We start from the raw sequence: 19,478 nt of genomic DNA, 5'->3' as shown, positions 1-19,478 counted from the left end.
AGGCTTTGCTGTCTAAATAAAACTTGTTTCTGATGACAATAGTGGAATTGTAAAATGAAAGCTGCTTCCTTTTTTGAAGATGCTTTCCACCCAAATCCTGCCACCAATCACCTCCACAAAATGCTTGCACATCATCAGCCCAAGACCAACTCCTTTCTCGTTTTTGGTGCCAAGTGTTGTGAACTGAATGTCGTTGAAGATGCGCTCCATGTATTCGGGTGGTATGCCCTGCCCTGTGTCCTGAACAGTTATTTCGACAAAGCCATTTGCTTCTTTTGAGGAAGTGGTGATGGTGTCGCCTGCGTTGCAAAATTTAATGGCATTGCTTATCAGGTTACGAACCACCAGCTCAACCATATACGGGTCAGCGTATACCACCGTGGCGGGCTCCAGGTTATCAATGCAAATAACTCCCTTCTCAAACGCTGCTCTTTCATACAGCTGCATTTTCGGCCCCAAATGTTCCTTGAGATCAAACTCCTGGGGCACTGCCTTTATCCCTTCCATCTGGCTTCTTGCCCAGTAGAGCAAATTGTCCGTCAGGTTGGTGAGGCTGCCAATATTTGTTAAGACCGTCGGAAGTAGCTTCTGAAACTCCTCTTTCGACATTGACTCGTTGCTAATTAATCCCACCAAGCCACCCAGGTTAACAATAGGTCCTCTCAAGTCGTGAGAAACAATGGAAAACATGAGGTTTTTTATCTCGTTTGATTTTTTGAGTGCCTCTGCCTGCGACGCCAGCTCCTCCTTTTGTCGGGTTATCTCCAGATTTTTTCCCGTGAGCACTTTGTTAATACCTTTGATTTTCCTGTTGGTCACCACAAAATACCCTCCGAAAGTCAACATGGCGATTAGCAAAATAATCAACCCATATTGCTCAAGGCGGGCTCGCTGCAGATCCTGGTCCCGAAGCAGGCTATCTCTCCTGAGCAACTCGTTTTCGTTTTCTTTCTTTTCCGCTTCAAACTGTTCCTTCATGAGTGTGATCTGCCGAAACTTTTCATCAGAAAACAATGAATCTTTGACCTCGGAATATCGCTGGTAGGTTTCGTATGCCTTTTGATAGTTATTTTGGAGTGAATACACCCTGGATATATTGAGGTAGTTGTCCTTTACTATTTCCTTGTATCCATACTTTTCTGCGATGGCATTACTTTCATTGGCATACTGAAGTGCATTCTTGTAGTCTCCCTTATCTGCCATGGTCGCCGAGATGCTTTCCTTAGCCAGCGCACGCCTGTAATCAGAATTGGTTTCCTCGGCCAATTGCAAAGCTTTGAAAAAGTAATCGAGGCTTTTATCGTAAGCTTTCATTTTGGCATATGTCTTTCCAAAACCATTTAAGTTCAGCCAGATTCCCCCTATATTGTCCTCAGCGTATTCCTCCAGCGACAACTGAAAATAATATAGTGCAGAATCGTACTGTGCCGCCGAACGCATGAAGCTGCCCATATTGTTGAGCGCATACCCGGTAGCCGACTGATCCTCTGCTTCCCTGGCGAGGGTCACGGCCCTTTTAAAATAAAAAAGAGCGTCCTCTTTTTGTCCCCACGACTCGTAGATGAGCCCTATGTTGGACATCGCCAGGCTTAGGAACTTGGTCATGCCCAACTGTTCGAAATAGGCGGTCGCATCTATATAGCTTTCAATGGCTTCACTATAATTACCCAACCCCCACAACACGGCCCCCTTGCTATTCAGTGCAATACCGAGAAGCCTGTTGGTCCGGAAGTCAGTTGAGTCGACCAACCTTAATTTATTTCCTAATTGGATGGTGGAGTCGTAATAAAAAAGGCTTGTAACGAGCTTGCCCCACTGCCAATAAATGTAACCCGTGCTGTTAAGTATACTTACAATTTCCCGTTGCTGAGCAAAATTGCCTGGATTGGCTTTTAAGAGTTTTCTATGTAGCTGAATAGATTGGGCTAAAAATGACAACGCACCATCATAGTCTGACCGGTAAAGCTCATTATAAATTTGTCCACGGAATTGCAGGAGTTTTGCCTGAGCAAATTCGTTGCCAGTTCTCTTGGCAAGATCCAGGCCTTCAAGCACTCTTTGCATGGCCTTCTCGGAGGGTGCAAGTTTATCGTAAAGCTCAATCAGGTCGATGTAAACTCTCAGCCGGGCTGTATCCGATTTTACCGACTTCAACTCAACTTCCAGGCTATCGATGCTGGCTATTTGTGCCTCCGTCTTCACAGAAAACAAGACACAAAGAATAAAAATCACTGACCAAACTAACTTTTCCATGCTCACTTAAAGGTTGCCACCATAAGGTAGTCAAATATATACCGTATCATCAAGATATTCGATCAGCTCCCCCAAATATCCGTTCGACAGCGGTTTATCTCGATAAAGGCATTTCCATTTTTGCAATTCGTGTTTAAAGAACTATTTCCTACTAAAAAGTAGAACAAATAAAAACTCTCTTCGTATATTAGCTCTACAATCTAGTATCATATACCATGAAGGAAACAAAATTGGGCGAATTTGAAGAAGTTCTTTTACTACTTGTGGGCATTCTGGGAGAAGAAGCCTACTCTTTCAAAGTAGCAGAAGAGTTCGAAAGTCAGACGAAACGAGAAGTCTCCATCGGAGCTGTGCACTCCACTCTTAACCGGCTGGAGGAAAAGGGCTTTCTCGAATCAGAAATGGGCCAGGCCACTGCTGAGCGGGGCGGGCGCAGGAAGCGCATCTACACCATCACCGCCAGCGGTCAGCGGGCTCTTGAAACTTCAAGAGACTTTAGGGTTTCGCTGTGGAGTCAGTTTCCGGCCTTTGCCACTGGTAAGCTAAACTTTGGTTGAAAAAGCGACCCCACATACCGCCCCCTTTAGCAGAACGGCTGCTCCAACGAGTGCTCAGAAGCGACCTCGCCGAGGAAGTACTGGGCGATCTGGAGGAGAAGTTCTATGCTACAGTGGAACAGAAATCGGTATGGAGGGCGAAGCTGAATTACTGGTACCAGGTGGCGAATTACCTGCGGCCATTTGCTATACGAAAGTCAAGACTCAAAAACTCAAATTATACGGCCATGTTCCAACACAATCTCACTCTCACTTTTAGAAACTTCCAGAAACACAAAAGTCAGTTTCTGATCAACCTTGCCGGGCTGTCTACAGGGCTCACTTGCGTTCTCTTTATCTATCTGTGGGTAACCGACGAAGTATCCACCGACCACTTTCACAAAAAAGGAGACCGGCTGTACCAGATCATGTCTAACCACACCGACGCCAGCGGGGTATCCACCTGGAAAGGTGTGCCAGGGCTGCTGCTGGAGGAAATTCAAGCAACAATACCCGAAGCAGAGAGTACTACTGCCTTTACCGACCCACATGAATACACCCTGTCTGTCGGCGACGTTTATTTCAAAGCGAACGGAAGGTTTGCAAGCCAGGACTTCTTTGATGTTTTCAGTTACCAACTGGCTGAAGGAAATGGAAAAACAGCCCTGGCGGACAAATCTGGTATCCTCATCAGTCGCTCCCTGGCACAGCGGGTATTCAAAACAACCGACGCAATCGGTCGGCAAATCGTTTGGCATTCCTGGGGCAATGCAAAAACCGTTCAGGTTGCAGGCATATTAGAGGACATCCCTTCAAGCTCTTCTGAAAAATTCGACTTCATCATGTCATGGAATTATTTTCACGACGATCTGGTGAGCTATAAACAATGGAATAACTACTACGGTCGCATTGCCCTGGTGCTGGCGTCCGGGACGGAGCAGGATGAGGTGGCTGCCAAAATAGATGCGATCCTCAAAGAAAAGCTGGAAGGTGATCGTGTTTCCCTTTTTTTGGCCAAGTATGACGACAAATATCTCTACAGCGAGTACGAAAACGGCGTTCAGGCGGGCGGCCGGATAGAATACGTGCATCTTTTCTCGATGGTGGCACTCTTCGTTTTGCTTATCGCTTGCATTAATTTCATCAATCTGTCGACAGCCAAAGCTTCCCATCGCCTCAAAGAGATAGGCGTGAAAAAATCATTAGGTGCGTCCCGACAGTCGCTGATGGGTCAATACTTTACTGAGTCATTTTTCCTGATATTTCTTTCCATGATGGTGGCATTCAGTCTGGTGTGGTTGTTTCTGCCACAATTCAATTCTATCTCTCAGAAAGATTTGATGCTAAAACCAGATGGGCAGCTGATCGTAGCTGCTATCGGTCTGGTGGTGATGGTAGGTTTACTGGCTGGTAGCTACCCTGCTTTGTACCTTTCGGGTTTGAAGTCTGTCGAGGTGCTAAAAGGCAAGTTGTCCAGAAAGGCTGGAGAGGTGTGGAGCCGAAAAGCTCTGGTAGTCGTGCAGTTCAGCCTATCGATTATTTTGATTGTAGCGGTGGTGGTGGTATACCAGCAAATGGAGTTCGTGAAAGACAAAAACCTGGGCTTCAACCGTGAAAACATTATCTACTTTGAAAGGGAAGGCAAGTTCATCGAAAACTCCGAAGCCTTCGTAAATGAGCTTAAAACCCTTCCTGGAGTGACCGGAGCAGCAGTTTCAGGCTTTATGCTTGGAGGTGCCAACTCAACCGGCGGAGTAGACTGGCCGGGTAAAACCCCGGAAGACCAGCTACAGTTTTGGGAGACCAATGTAGGCTTTGGTACAATAGAAATGCTGGGCATTGAAATGGTAGAGGGCCACGCTTTTTCGGAAAAGTTTGGAGCAGACTCCACAGGAGTCATCTTTAATGAAACCGCTATCGCCGCCATGGGCATCGAAAATCCCATTAGCCAAACCATTACTCACTATACGGGCGATAAAAAAATCATCGGCGTAGTAAAGGACTTTAACATGCTTTCTCTTCACAAAACGGTAGAGCCGATGATGTTTCTGCTGGAGCCTGCCAAGACACATTTTGTGATGGCCAGACTTAAAAGCGGAAACGAGGCGGAAACGATAAAGGGCATCCAAACCTTGTACGAATCATTTAATCCAGGGTACCAGTTTATTCCGCTGTTTCTTGATCAGGACTATCAGGCGCTGTATGCATCTGAAGAAAGAGTAGCCATACTGTCACGTTATTTTGCAGGCATAGCTATTCTTATTTCCTGTCTAGGCCTTTTTGGCCTCTCCTCTTTTATGACAGAAAAGCGCATCAAAGAGATCGGTATTCGCAAAGTGCTTGGTTCAAGTGTCATAAGGGTTATGTACTTGCTTACTGCCGACTTCACCAAAATGGTACTGGCAGCTACCGTTATCGCCCTGCCCGTAAGCTACATAATGGCCAGAAAATGGCTCGAGAACTTTGCCTACGGAATTGACCTGACCTGGTGGCATTTTGTCTTCGCCGGCCTTGCAGCCCTGCTCGTCGCCTGGCTCACTGTGGGCTTGCAGACATTCCGGGCAGCGAGAATTAACCCGGCGAAGTGCCTGAGGAGTGAATAAGTCTGGCAACAATGATTCCACTAAAAGTATCTAACAGCTATGCCACTGCCACCAAGCCTTGCGGTTAAATTACTTGAGAAGCTTCTCCGGCACGACCTCTCCGAGGAAGTGCTGGGCGACCTGGAGGAAAAGTTCTATGCTACAGCGGATAAAAGGTCGGCCAGGAGGGCGAAGCTGAATTACTGGTACCAGGTGGTGAATTACCTGCGGCCATTTGCTATAAGAAAGTCAAGACTCAAAAACTCAAATAATAAGGCTATGCTACAACATTATATCAAAATTTCCTGGCGGTCGATTTCACGCCACAAGGTTTTTTCATCGATCAAAATCGGTGGCTTCGCAGTAGGAATAGCTGCCTGCCTGCTCATTGCACTATTTATTAGGCACGAGCTCAGCTACGATTCGTTTTACAAAAACCAAGATTCGATTTATCGGCTGACGAATCAGTGGTCGGAAGGCGGTGAGGTGGGCCGGTGGACAAACCTACAGGGGCCTTTGAAGACGGTAATAGAGGAAAACGTACCGGAAGTGAAACACGTAGCACGCACGGTGCAGTGGAGCTGGGGCAACGCCGGATCCAATCTGGTAAGAACCGCTGACTCACAGTTCAACATTGACGAAGAGGGGTTTATCTACGCCGACCCCGAGTTGCTCAGGATCCTTGAAGTAGACATGGTGTTTGGCTCAAAGGAGCGTGCACTTGATGAGCCCAACTCCCTGGTCATCTCCCGAACCATGGCTGATAAGTATTTCCCCAACGAAAATCCGGTGGGCAAGCAGCTGGTACTCAACGATGACCCTGAAACTACCTATACCGTTGGCGGCGTAATGAAAGATTTTCCCGCCAATTCACATCTGCAGGCAAATTTCATCCTCACTCTTTTTGGAAGAAAGGCCGGTCCTGGCACAAGCGGCTGGTGCTGCACCAACTACGTATTTTACACCAGCCTGAATGCTGGATCCAGCAAACTGGCTGTCGAACAAAAACTTTTGGATGTAAGGAACACCTACGTGATGGATCAGCTAAAAACGGCTGGCAAAACAGGGCTGGAGGAGATGGAAAAACACCATGGCTACTACCTGCAACCAGTTGCCGATGTTTACCTGAATACAGCAGAGGTGAGCGACGACATTGCCCACGGCAATTACGACCTTGTATGGATTTTTGGCATTATAGCAGGTATCATTCTGCTACTGGCCTGCGTCAATTTTGTCAACCTCTCCACTGCCAGGTCTGTGCAGCGAGCCAAAGAGGTCGGGCTCAGAAAGGTAGTCGGTTCGGTTCGATCCAACCTGATTGCTCAGTACCTGTCGGAGTCGGTTGTATTCTGCACACTGGCGATTCTCGCTGCCCTGATTGTGGCCACCCTGGCCCTACCCTTCTTTAACACCCTTGCGGGCAAGTCGCTGTCTATGCCGTGGCTTTCCTGGTGGTTTTTGCCTTCACTTGCAGCCGTGGCCCTGATTGTCGGTTTGCTTTCCGGACTTTACCCTGCCCTTTACCTCTCCAAATTCAGCCCGGTTGCTGTGCTAAGAGGCACCATGACCACCGGAGAGAAAGGATCATTTATGAGAAGCGGCATGGTGGTATTTCAGTTCGCAGTTACAGTGGTGCTTATTATTGGCGCTATCGTTACCCAGCAGCAGTTTCGGCTGATCATGAACAAGTCGCTGGGCTACAACAAAGACCAGGTCATCAATATACAGGGGCTTAACACCCTGGATTCAGCAAAAAAAGCCTCGCTCAAGCAGGAGTTGATCAATCTTCCTGAGGTGAAGTCTGCAACGTTAAGCGACTTCATGCCGGTGGCTGGCAGTGCCATTCACAACCGCACCTACTGGCTGGCCGAAGAAAGGCTGATTGATGACGGTTTCGAAGCGGCCAGGTGGACTGTGGACGAAGACTATATTGCTACATTTGGAATGACCCTGGTCGAAGGTGAATTTTTCTCCGGCATCGCTTCAGATCAAAAAAACATCATCGTTAACGAAAGCATGGCTAAGCAGCTGGGCATGGAAAGCCCGGTGGGAGCAGAACTGATCGATATGTTTGACCAGAAATACAAGGTGATCGGGGTGGTCAAAGACTTCTATTTCGAATCGGTGTTAGGAACCGTTGACCCACTTGCAATGGTATATGGTGCAGGCAATGGCGTGCTTTCGGTAAGTGTGCAACCCTCCGAGATGAACGGGACACTTCAGGCACTCAATACCGTTTGGGAAGGTTTCGCACCCAATCAGTCGTTCAGGTATGTTTTTCTGGATCAGCGTTTCGAACAAATGTACGACAGTCTCACCCGTGCCCGAACGCTCTTCATGATATTCGCCCTACTGTCTATCGTTATAGCCTGCCTTGGTTTGTTTGCTCTGTCGGCTTTCATGGCCGAACGACGCAGCAAAGAGGTGAGCATTCGCAAGATTCTTGGTGCGAGCGTATCCGGTCTTTTCACACTGCTGGCGCTTGATTTTATGAAGCTGGTAATAACTGCTGTACTGCTGGCCATTCCCATTGGGTGGCTTCTGATGGATGAGTTCCTGGGTGATGTCAAGAATCGGGTAGATTTATCATGGTACCTGTTTGCCGGAGCGGGTTTCACGGCTATAATCATTGCGCTGGCAACCATTAGCTTCGAAGCGCTAAGGGCCGCACTTGTGAATCCTGTTGAAAAATTACGGTCAGAATAATGCCACGGTCAGCAAACTCTTGCCCACCCCGTCTGGCTGAAAAGCTGCTCCACAGAGTGGTCAGAGACGACCTCGCCGAGGAAGTGCTGGGCGACCTGGAGGAAAAGTTCTATGCGACGGCGGAAAGAAAGTCGGAGCTCCGGGCGAAGCTCAACTACTGGTACCAGGCAATAAATTACCTGCGGCCATTTGCCGTCAAGGGACTAAAGTCAACAAACTCAAATAACATCGACATGTACATTAATTACATCAAAACCGCTGGACGCCACCTGCGGAAAAACAAACTGCATTCGTTTATCAATACTGCCGGGCTTTCGGGGGGCATGGCAGTGGCCATCCTCATTGGCCTGTGGATTTGGGACGAGTTGTCGTACAACAAATACCACGAAAACTACGACCATGTGGCCCAGGTAATACAAAACGTATCCAACAACGGAGAAATTCAGACCTGGAGAACAGCTCCCTATCCACTGGCTGAAGAGCTCAGAAACAGTTATGGAAGTGATTTTAAAGAAGTGATCCTCACTTCCGGCCAATGGGAAATGATCATCGCAGCAGGTGACAAAAAGCTCACCAAGACTGGGCTGTTCGTTGAACCGAACCTACCCGAGGTGCTGACACTAAAAATGATTGCCGGCAACCGAAACAGCTTGCAAGACCCTGCTTCCATCCTGCTTTCGCAATCACTGGCAAAAGCTTATTTTGGAGATAACGACCCGGTTGGACAGCAACTTCAACTCGACAACCGGATGAATGTGTTCGTCACTGGCGTGTACGAAGACCTGCCGGACAACTCTACCTTCAAAAACGTTTCCTTTTTTGCGCCATGGCAGCTGTATTACGACGCCACCGAGTGGATCAGAACGATGAATGATCCGTGGCGACCCAACGCCTTTCAGGTATTCGTGGAGTTGCCCGAAAATGCAGACCTAAATGCCATTTCGGCCAAGATAAAAGATGCGAAGCTCAAAAAGGTAAATTCAGAATTGGCCAAAAAACAACCAGCTCTCTTTCTTGACCCCATGAGCAACTGGCACTTGTACTCTGACTTTGAAAACGGAGTGAACGTAGGTGGCCGGATCAAGTACGTATGGCTGTTTGGCATCATTGGAGGCTTCGTTCTGCTGATGGCCTGTATCAACTTCATGAACCTGAGCACCGCCCGATCCGAAAAAAGGGCAAGAGAAATTGGCATTCGCAAAGCAATTGGCTCCCACCGAAGCCACCTGATAGCACAGTTCTTCACCGAGTCAGTTTTGGTCACCTGCCTGTCTTTCCTTCTTTCTGTCATCATCGTTCAATTGTCGTTGCCATTTTTCAACGAAGTGGCCGACAAGCAGATAGCAATCCTCTGGAACAACCCCGTTTTCTGGATGATTGGCATTGGCTTCACCTTATTCACAGGTCTTATTGCAGGCAGCTATCCTGCGATCTACCTCTCGTCCATACAATCCGTGAGAGCGCTCAAAGGCACCTATAAAGCCGGCCGTATGGCAACTGTTCCACGCAAAGTACTGGTAGTCATTCAATTCTCTATCTCCTTTATTTTGATCGTGGGCACACTGGTCGTATTTAAGCAGATCGAATTTGCGAGAAACAGGCCGCTGGGGTACGATTCAAACCGTCTGGTGGCCATACCCCTCCTGACCGACGATATTCATAAGCATTTTGATGCAGTCAAAACAGAGCTTACAAACAAGGGGGGCATTGTAGAAATGGCTGAATCGGAGAGCCCGATGACCAGCACCTGGTCAACCACCAGCGGCTTCGACTGGCCTGGTAAAGATCCCGCTCTTTCGGTCGATTTCCCTACGGTAGGTGTTTCCTTCGACTTTGGCCAAACCATTGGCTGGGAGGTAACACAGGGACGGGACTTCTCAAAAGATTTTGGATCGGACAGCTCGGCGGTGATTTTAAATGAGGCGGCTGTCGCATTTATGGGTCTGCCAAGTCCGGTGGGAGAAACTGTGAAATGGTTTGGCGATCCGCTAAAGGTGGTGGGTGTTGTCAAAGACGTCATTGCCAGCTCCCCCTACGAGCCAGTGGCGCCTACTGTGTACTACATTAACAATGACCCCGGCAATTATGCAATCGCTAAGCTCAATCCCACAGTAAGTGGCAGCGATGCGATGGCAACCATCGAAGCCGTCTTCACTACATTCAACCCATCTCAACCGTTCGAATATCAGTTTGTTGACGAGGCATATGCTAGGAAATTTGGCAACGAACAGCGAATTGGCAAGCTGGCCTCCGCCTTCGCATCTTTGGCCATTTTCATCAGCTGTTTGGGTATTTTTGGGCTGGCCTCATTCGTGGCAGAGCAACGCACCAAGGAAATTGGCGTGAGAAAAGTGTTGGGCGCTTCATTGTTCGACCTTTGGAAACTGCTTTCCAGGGACTTTGCGGCTCTTGTGGTCATATCATCACTTGTGTCTGTTCCAATGGCTTACTACCTGCTGACCGGCTGGCTGGATAACTATGAGTACCATACCACGCTCAACTGGTGGGTGTTCGTAGTCACGCTGGCGGGCACGCTCATCATCACGCTGGCAACTGTGAGCTACCAAACCATCCGGGCGGCGATGGTGAATCCTGGCAGAAGCCTGAAAAGCGAGTAGATGAATGTTACACCATACATAATCAAAGCGTCCAAATAGCATGAACAAAACGAACACTCCCCCACGTCTTGCCGGAAAGTTGCTTTTAAAGCTTCTCAGAGACGACCTTGCCGAAGAAGTCCTCGGCGATCTGGAGGAGAAGTTCTATCGGACAGCCGAAAGGAAGTCACTATCAAAAGCCCGACGCAATTACTGGTACCAAACACTTCACTACCTAAGACCTTTTGCAATAAGAAAGACGCAGTCAACAAACTCAAATATTACAACCATGTTCAAGCATAACTTACTACTTTCCTTCAGGAACTTTAAAAAGTACAAAAGCTCCTTCTTTATTAATCTCGTTGGTCTGTCAACCGGTCTGGCCTGCGCTCTGCTCATTTACATGTGGGTAAACGACGAGCTTCACGTCAACAAATTTCATGCAAACGACAACAGGCTCTATCAGGTAATGGAAAACACCGAGCTGGCCAACGGAATCATTACGCAAACCAGCACACCCGACTTCCTGGCCGAAAACATGATCAAGGAGTTTCCTGAGATCGACATGGGCGCTGGCGTTACCCCCTCCGAGTGGTTTGGCAACTTCACGCTTGTGGAAGGCGATAATTATTTCAAAACCACCGGTCAGTACGCTGAGAAAGACTACTTCAAAATGTTCTCTTTCCCATTAATTGACGGCGATGCCTCCACAGCCATTGCCGACATTGGATCGATTGCCATTTCCGAAGACCTGGCCAAAAAGATTTTCAAAACCACTGAAAATGTGATTGGCAAAACCATGGAGGTTCAGCTCCTCAATTTCAAATATCCCGTAGCTGTTTCGGCTGTTTTTGAAAACCTCCCGGCCAACTCAACGGAAAGCTTCGATATGGTACTTTCGTGGAAGATGTGGCAGGACATGAGCGATGCAATAGGGAGAAACGTGCACTGGGGAAATCATGGCCCTGACACCTATCTGGTACTGAAGCAGGGCACTGACATTGATGCTTTTAACCAGAAAATTGAGGGGTACATCAAATCAAAACTTGAGAACTCCAACGTATCGCTGTTTGCCACCAGGTACTCCGACAGGTACTTGTATGGCTCCTACGAAAACGGCGTGCAAGCCGGTGGGAGAATAGAATATGTCAAGCTTTTTTCGGTTATCGCCGTTTTCATCCTCCTGATAGCCTGCATCAACTTCATGAACCTATCTACCGCCAAAGCCTCGAGGCGAGTGAAGGAAGTAGGTGTTAAAAAAGCCATTGGAGCCGACCGGAAGTCTCTGGTTTTCCAGTACCTGAGCGAATCTACCCTGCTTGCCTTTTTTTCGCTTTTTGTAGCCATTATACTTGTTTTATTTTTCCTTCCACAATTCAACAACATCACTGGAAAGCAGTTGTCGCTCGCATTTGATTCAAACCTTATTCTCATGGTGCTCGGTATCACAATTGCAACCGGACTTTTATCAGGCAGCTACCCTGCGCTTTACCTTTCGAAATTCAATGCGGCTTTTGTGCTCAAAGGCGGTAGAATAAGCACTTCGGTAGGTCAGCTCTGGGCAAGAAAAGGGCTTGTTGTCTTTCAGTTTGCCATGTCGGTAATTTTGATCGTTTCGGTGGTGGTAGTGTATCAGCAGGTGAATTATGTGCAGTCTAAAAACCTTGGATATAGCAAGGACAATGTGATCCACTTCGACAAAGAGGGGCGAGTGATGGAGAATCAGGATGCCTTTCTTTCGGAAGCTAAAAACCTCCCTGGCGTAGTGAACGCATCGAGCATTCAAGCCATTGTGGTCGGCTCCCAAAATTCAACACAGGGCGTGGAGTGGGAAGGTAAAAACCCTGAGGACAATGTGCGGTTTGAGGTAGTGACGGTCAACTACGATCTTATTGAAACGTTAGGCATTGATATCCTGGAAGGCCGCTCTTTCTCGAAAGATTTCGGTGCCAATGAGGAAAACCTTATTTTCAACGAAGCTGCCATCAGAGCAATGGGGCTTGATAATCCTATAGGGAAGTCGGTCAAGTTTTGGGGCAAGGACATAAAGATCGCAGGTATCGCTAAAGACTTTCACTTCCAGTCGCTACACCAAAAAGTAAACCCGCTCATCATTAGGTTCGACCCATCCCAAACGATGAAAGTGATGGTGAAAATTGAGGCTGGCAAAGAAAAGGAGACCCTCGCAAGGCTGGAAGACCTTTATGGCGAATTCAACCCTGGCTATTCGTTCGAATATAGCTTTCTCGATCAGGATTACCAGGCACAGTACGTGGCCGAGCAAAGAGTCAGCAGCCTGTCGAAGTATTTTGCAGGGTTTGCGGTCCTTATCTCCTGCCTTGGCTTGTTTGGTCTGGCATCCTTCACCGCAGAGCGTCGCCTTAAAGAGATTGGTGTTCGCAAGATTCTCGGCTCTTCAGTTTGGAGCATTGTATGGCTACTTACATCGGACTTCACAAAAATGGTGGGTGCCGCCATCCTTATTGCCTTGCCCATCAGCTATTATCTTACAAGCACATGGCTACAGGACTTCGCATATTCTATCAATCTGACAGTTTGGTATTTTGCAGGAGCGGGAGCAGTTGCGCTTCTAATAGCATGGATCACAGTAGGCATGCAAACATTAAGAGCTGCCCGGGTGAACCCCGCCGATTGCCTGCGGTACGAATAAGAAATAAAAAAAGTAGGTAACGCAACCTTTCAACCCAAAAAGCATCTTTATCTAGTGTAACCACACTGGCCACGACAAACGTCTTAGCCAGTGTGGTTCATTACCATGCTTTTCTAACAAAAAAAGAATAAAATGAAATCATTTGCTCTACTACTTTTCTGCGCACTGGCAACGGTCTCTTCCGCTATCTCCCAGGACTTTGACTACTCATTCAAAGAAACCTACAAAGTTTCAACTCCTGCGCAACTCAGCATATCCTCCTCCGACGGCAACATTGACGTGCTGCCCGGTAATGGCAGCGAGATAGAGGTGTTTTTTGTGGTAAAACAAAACGGCCGCATGCTTGACATCTCAAGAACTCAGCTGGAAGAAGAGCTGACGCTGACCATCATCAAAACCGGCAGCAGTGTTGACATTACGGTGAAATACCCCAATAATTCGTGGAATATTGACTGGAGAGACCGCATCAATGTGGACTTTAGGGTGTATGCTCCTAAAGAAACTGCCGGTGACCTGAGGTCGTCAGATGGTAATGTGACGATCAAAGGCATGAGCGCCAGCCAGAAGCTAAAGACCAGCGATGGCAATATCCTCCTCGCCGAAATTACCGGAGACGTATCCGGCGTGACGTCGGATGGCAATATCAGAGGTGAGAAAATCAAAGGAAGTGTATACAGCCGCACCAGCGATGGCAACATCGACTTCAACAATGTAATTGGAGACGTAGAGTCTACGACAAGTGACGGCGACATCAGGCTGACAAATATCAACGGCACAGCCAGGGCCCACACCAGCGATGGCGACATAGAGATTTACAACGCCAAAGGGAAAACGCACACCGCCCAAACTTCGGATGGCGACATCTATTTCGAAGACCTGACCGGCGGAATGGAGGCCATAGCATCGGACGGCAGCATCAAAGGCAATATCATTGAGCTAAGGGGCTCTTTAAGGGCTAAAACTTCCGACGGGAACATAGAGATTTCTGTGCCCGACAATCTGGGCATGAACCTCTATGTAAAAGGAGAATCCGTCGACGTGCCGCTTGTCAACTTCTCAGGACGATCAACAAAAGAGGTCATCGATGGCAAGACCAACGGTGGCGGCGTAGACGTGAACCTGAGCACCTCCGACGGGAGGATCAGATTGCTATACCGGTAGTTGCCGGTTTGCTCAATATTTCGATAAGAAATTCGTATTTTCATTTGCAAATAGCCAACAACCGGGAGCTCAGCAGCAGGGTTGTTGCTTTTTCCATGTAAAGAAGATACGCCATGATTCATTTTATCAGTCTCATCATCCTGGTGTTTACCACACCTCCCAAAGCCCCCTTCGAAGCCCAATTAATTGACGACCGGGTATCCATCGGCTACGGCATCGCATTAGGCGATGTGGATGGTGACGGCAAGCCTGATATCCTGCTTGCTGACAAAAAGCAGTTCGTGTGGTACCGAAATGGCGACTGGAAAAAGTTTGTTATGATCGACAACCTCACCGAGCGGGACAATGTGTGCATCGCAGCCATGGATTTGGATGGAGATGGCAAAGTAGAGGTAGCTGTAGGTGCCCAGTGGAACCCCGGCGAAACCAGCAATGCAGAGCAATCGGGTTCCATTCACTACCTGATTGCGCCCGAAGATCGAACTCAGCTGTGGAGGGCCGTCGAGCTTCCACACGAGCCTACCATTCACCGGATGCGCTGGGCGAATGCATCGAACGGTAAATTTCACCTCATAGTGGTGCCTTTGCACGGGCGAAACAACAAAGGAGGTGAAGGAGACGGAGTGAAAATCATCGCCTACGAATACCCAAAGAACGTTGAAGATGCCTGGAATAGCGTGATTTTAGACAACAACATGCACATGACCCACAACCTGGATGTGGTAGCTTCAGGGCCTAAGAGTGGCAGTCTGTATTTTGGTGGCAAGGAGGGTGTTAGGGTCATTCAAAATTTCGCAGGTAAGAGTTCCTCAGGGTCAGCCAAAATGATAACAGGAATGGAGTACGGAGCCGGAGAAATACGGGTCGGTAATAGCCTCCTCGCCACGATTGAGCCAATGCATGGAAATGCGGTGGTGGCATACCTGGGAAATGAAAGGACAAGGGTGGTGCTGGACGACCAATTGAAAGAAGGCCACGCCCTGGCAGTAGCCGATTTTCTTGGCATGGGCAATGAGCAAATCGTTGCCGGATGGAGAACGCCCAATGCCGAGGGAAAGGTTGGTATCAAGCTCTATCAGCAAGTAACCGGGGGCAAGTGGGAGTCGCAGTGGGTTGACGACAATGGCATGGCTTGCGAAGATTTGCAGGTAATGGATTTGAACGGCGACGGCAAGCTGGACATCGTAGCAGCCGGAAGGGCCAGCAACAACCTGAAGATTTATTGGAATAAATAGCTTTTCCGGCAGCTGCCCTAAAACGACGGAACCATCACCAGCACTTCCGGGAGTGCCAAATGCCCCTATTCCACCACAATCTCATCAATCAGCATATTGGCTGGCCTCCCTGCTCCAGGGTGCCAGCCAGGCGTGTTGCCTATTGAATAAGCCTTTACTTTTACATACCTGGCGTTTTGTGGGGCAAACTCACCAATGAAGTCCCGCTGTTGTCCCCCGTATTGATCAATGGGCAGGGTATTATTCACAGTGCTCACAATCGTGTAGTTTTCACCATCGGCCGACAGCGAATACTCCACTTTTTTAGGGAAAAGCCTCAGCCAGAAGCCATATTGAAAATAAGCCGACTCAATCCGGCGAACGGGTTGAAGTTCCTCCAGGTCAATCACCACTTCCAGGTCTTGTCCCGAAAAGCTAAACCAGTTGTAGGTGTAGTCCTGGCTGCCCCGAATGCCATCTGTAAGCATAGTGGCATGTTCCCCGGCAATGTGGTCATTGGGCGGGCTAATAAATGTCGCCTTTTTACCGTAGGCCAAATGCTCATTCATGCCCTGAGCCAACAGGCGATAGTTGGCTGTTCTGTATTCGTCGGGCGAGGTGCTCCATTCTTTTACCTGGGTCACTCCTTCCCTGATGCAGAGGTCAGTAAAGTCGTCGACTTTTGACCGGAACTTAGTACTTGCCTCCCAGCGATTTCCAAACTTCTGAAACACGCCTCCTTCTCCACTGTATTTCTTTTTCGTCTGCTCCATCCAGGCATATTCGAGCGGAAGTCTGGCTATTCTTACCCGCTCCAGTAGCTGGGCTGAGTCTGCCACTAGCTGTTCGGCCTCATCAAACAACTCAGCATACCTTTCCATCAGCGCTGGCGTGAGGTAGCTGGTAGCAGCCTCGTTGGGCGAACCGAAAATCCTGAGCGGTTGGCTGGAAGCAGCCTGTGCTTGCGTCATTTCATCGATGTATTGCTTTATATGCTTCGCAGCCGCTCCATAATACCCTTGAAGAAAATCGTCTATGAGAGCATCCACATCTTCATCAGGATTCCACATGAGTTTTGAGATCAGGTAAGCCCTCAAAGCAGCGAATTCGCCACCCACTTCCCGATTACCCTGCTCAAAGAGGGCATTTACTCCATTTTTGGCAAAAAACTGAATATTCGGCTTGAGGGTGTGAAGATTAGGGAACGGGCTGATCAGGTGATTGAACTGGATCACATAATCCCACACGATAATGTCTTTGGCGATCTTGCCCCAGTCCTCCACATCTTTCACAAAATCGGCGCTGGTAGTGTCCGTTTCAATGGGCTTGTCTCTGTAAGCCTCAATGCTGCAAAGCATAATATTGACATTGTCTTTCGGAATCAAAGTTTTGGGAGCGGCCCGGCCATACTCGTAGGCCAGGGTAGAAATCATTTTTTCAGGAAACTGATCGGCCACCTGATTCACAAATTGAATGATGGAGCCTGAAGGCGAGCCTTCCCTGTCATCGATGGCTTTGCAATTGTCGCAGGTGCAGAAGTTCCTGTTATCATTTTGACTCACCGACCAGTATTTAGCTTCAGGGTTTTCAGCAATTTTCCGACGAAGGTTCTGGATAGCAATGTCCAGTACTTCGTGGTTCGTGAGGCATAGCTGCGTAGGCAGCCGCTTGCCATTCACCATGGCGAAGTACTCAGGATGTTCGTCGTAGTATACATCTGGAGGCACCAGCTCGTTGAAGGTGTGCACCCACATGCCCCAGTCAGGCCTGCCGCCCTTAGCATTGTGATCCAGCTTGTGCCAGTCAATGTACTCAGCATCCCAGGTAACCCGATAGTGGGTATCCCGGAAGCCAATCACTGGCACTTGCTTATCATCAATTTTGTCCAACACGATTATCGACTGCTTCGGCACCACCTTCACCTTTGGCGAATACATTCTGCACCTCAGGTACTTCTCCAGAAAGCTGTAAACACCATAAAGCGTCCCTTTTTCATTACCCCCTGCGATAATCAACCGCAGACTATCAGTCCTGATCAGGAAGCCATCTTCTTTCAGCTCATTGAGGTTGATTGGGAGTCCCAACTCGTCCAGTCTGTCGTTTTGCCCAAGCACTATCTCGTAGCTGCTACGGCTCCTGTCAGCTTCGATAATAGGCAGCGCAGCTCCTGAAATTTGAAGCAGGTAGTCTTGCAATACGCTGGCAGCTTTTTGTTCATCAATCGTGGCTGCCGACGGAACGACAATCCGGTAGAGGGTTTGTCCTTTATCCGCAAGGATTATTTTCTCTGGCGAGTTGTTTTCCTTCTTTGACTTGCTCTTTTTTTGGGCCAAAAGTGGATAGAAGCTGCCTGCAATTAAGAAAACAGCTATGAGGCAGGTAGATATTCGTAAAACCATGATAGTAGGGTGTGTTAGCAGATCAGAATAGCACAAGTAGATGGAAAATGCAATAGGAATTGATGTGTGAGGCTACTATTGCCTCTGAATGAATCTATTGCACTTTTAGGCTTTCTCCAAAACACACCTAACTGTTCGCTAGAAACTCCAATATTGTGTTTAAGCTGGTTACTTCCACACCATCGGCAATCCTGTAAGTGTCGGCACCGGGTGTAATTACGTGAAGTATTTCTACTTGCAAGTCCTCTTTTGCCAGGTAGCTGCCCTTTGTCAACACGGGAGAATTGGTCAGTTTGATTTCAGCGGCTAACAGCCAGCGGCTATTTCTGCGTACCAGCAGGTCAACTTCAGCCCCATCCTGTGTACGGTAGAAGTACATTTCATCGTCGGCACGAAGCACTGTCGACACCTGATGGATGACAAAACCTTCCCAGGAGCGCCCGGCTATTATATGCCCCATCAGACTGTCATAGGTTGAAATATTGGACAGGTAGTGCAAAACCCCCGTGTCACGCATGTATACTTTGGGAGATTTCACTATCCTTTTGCCCACGTTCGCAAACCAGGGTTGTAACAGCGTAATCAAAAACGCATTTTCTAAAAACATCATATACGTTTTGACAGTGGGCACTGTAAGCCCTATCGACCTGGCCAGATCGCTATAGTTCAAAATTCCACCATACACAGAGGCAATCATCTGAAGCAATTGCCTGGTAACACGGGGTGCAGCAGGCAAGCCATAAAGGGGCAGATCCCGCTGAATATAGGTATTGATAAAGCTTCGGTACCACCTTTCAATAAATGTCTTTTTAGCCGACAGAGCAGGCTCGGGAAAGCCCCCATGCGTCCACAAGCTTTCAAGTGAAATCTCCCCCTTCACTTCCATCAGGCTTAATGGCGACATTTCCAGGTAATTAATCCTTCCTGCCAAACTCTCAGAACTTTGCTTCAGGAGTGACGGAGAAGCCGAACCCAACACTACAAATCTGCCGGGTCTTCGGTTTTCGTCTACCAATGCCCTGATCAATGGAAAAAGCTCCGGCTTGTGCTGAATCTCATCAAGGATGATCGTCTTATTGATGTGAGCAGAAAAGAATAGCTCCGGATCCTGAAGCTTGTTGATATCCGAATCCCTCTCAAGATCCAGATAAATCATTTCAGCTTCAACGAAGGCACTTTTGACGAGTGTAGTTTTGCCCACCTGTCTGGGGCCGATAAGGGCCGTGACTGGGAACTCTTCCAAAGAAGTAAGGTAATCTTTTTCTATAAGTCGCTCAATCATCCCTGCAAATTTAAAAATTTATTTTAAATTTGCAGGGATGATTGCATCCGTATTTTTGCAATCAACAGCTCATTTTT

10 protein-coding genes are annotated in these 19,478 nt (G+C 48.1%); 7 read left to right on the top strand and 3 right to left on the bottom strand.

Going from position 1 to position 19,478, the window contains the following annotated elements:
- Positions 1-12: 12 nt before the first annotated feature.
- On the bottom strand, positions 13-2,253 hold the full coding sequence (locus tag RIG68_RS14670) for an ATP-binding protein (protein WP_350123609.1): 2,241 nt from the start codon (positions 2,251-2,253) through the stop codon (positions 13-15).
- A gap of 215 nt (positions 2,254-2,468) precedes the next feature.
- Here RIG68_RS14670 and RIG68_RS14665 point away from each other — a divergent pair, with 215 nt between their 5' ends.
- The 7 genes from RIG68_RS14665 (at position 2,469) to RIG68_RS14635 (ending at position 15,741) form a co-directional block, all read left to right on the top strand.
- Positions 2,469-2,810 carry a PadR family transcriptional regulator gene (locus RIG68_RS14665; RefSeq protein WP_151998445.1) on the top strand — a complete coding sequence of 114 codons (342 nt, stop codon included), beginning with the start codon at positions 2,469-2,471 and terminating at the stop codon, positions 2,808-2,810.
- On the top strand, positions 2,807-5,392 hold the full coding sequence (locus RIG68_RS14660) for an FtsX-like permease family protein (protein ID WP_350123607.1): 2,586 nt from the start codon (positions 2,807-2,809) through the stop codon (positions 5,390-5,392). Before RIG68_RS14665 ends, RIG68_RS14660 begins: the two co-directional genes overlap by 4 nt.
- A gap of 39 nt (positions 5,393-5,431) precedes the next feature.
- Positions 5,432-8,077, top strand: a complete 2,646-nt coding sequence (locus RIG68_RS14655; RefSeq protein WP_350123604.1) for an ABC transporter permease — start codon at positions 5,432-5,434, stop codon at positions 8,075-8,077.
- A complete protein-coding gene (locus RIG68_RS14650) occupies positions 8,077-10,695 on the top strand; it encodes an ABC transporter permease (RefSeq protein WP_350123601.1) in 2,619 nt (872 codons plus the stop codon). The genes RIG68_RS14655 and RIG68_RS14650 overlap by 1 nt, the downstream gene beginning before the upstream one ends.
- Before the next feature lie 40 nt (positions 10,696-10,735).
- Positions 10,736-13,345, top strand: coding sequence for an ABC transporter permease (locus RIG68_RS14645; RefSeq protein ID WP_350123598.1), 2,610 nt, complete (start codon positions 10,736-10,738; stop codon positions 13,343-13,345).
- A 132-nt stretch (positions 13,346-13,477) separates the two neighbouring features.
- Positions 13,478-14,506: a DUF4097 family beta strand repeat-containing protein gene (locus tag RIG68_RS14640; protein WP_350123595.1), complete on the top strand. Its 1,029-nt coding sequence runs from the start codon at positions 13,478-13,480 to the stop codon at positions 14,504-14,506.
- Between the two features lie 113 nt (positions 14,507-14,619).
- The gene (locus RIG68_RS14635; protein ID WP_350123592.1) at positions 14,620-15,741 is read left to right on the top strand and encodes an FG-GAP repeat domain-containing protein; all 1,122 of its coding nucleotides are present in this window, start codon (positions 14,620-14,622) and stop codon (positions 15,739-15,741) included.
- Between the two features lie 65 nt (positions 15,742-15,806).
- On the opposite strand, the gene RIG68_RS14630 is transcribed toward RIG68_RS14635, so the two are convergent.
- Both RIG68_RS14630 and RIG68_RS14625 read right to left on the bottom strand, forming a co-directional pair.
- Positions 15,807-18,119 carry a glycoside hydrolase family 20 protein gene (locus RIG68_RS14630; protein ID WP_350123588.1) on the bottom strand — a complete coding sequence of 771 codons (2,313 nt, stop codon included), beginning with the start codon at positions 18,117-18,119 and terminating at the stop codon, positions 15,807-15,809.
- A 127-nt stretch (positions 18,120-18,246) separates the two neighbouring features.
- Entirely contained in the window at positions 18,247-19,401 is a 1,155-nt protein-coding gene (locus tag RIG68_RS14625) for an ATP-binding protein (RefSeq protein WP_350123586.1), read from the bottom strand.
- Between the last annotated feature and the right edge of the window lie 77 nt (positions 19,402-19,478).

The sequence above is a fragment of the Imperialibacter sp. genome (genome assembly GCF_040222385.1).
In the GTDB taxonomy this organism is placed as follows: Bacteria; Bacteroidota; Bacteroidia; order Cytophagales; family Cyclobacteriaceae; genus Imperialibacter.
Note: the sequence above shows the minus strand (reverse complement) of the source record. Positions and strands in the feature narration are given on the sequence as shown.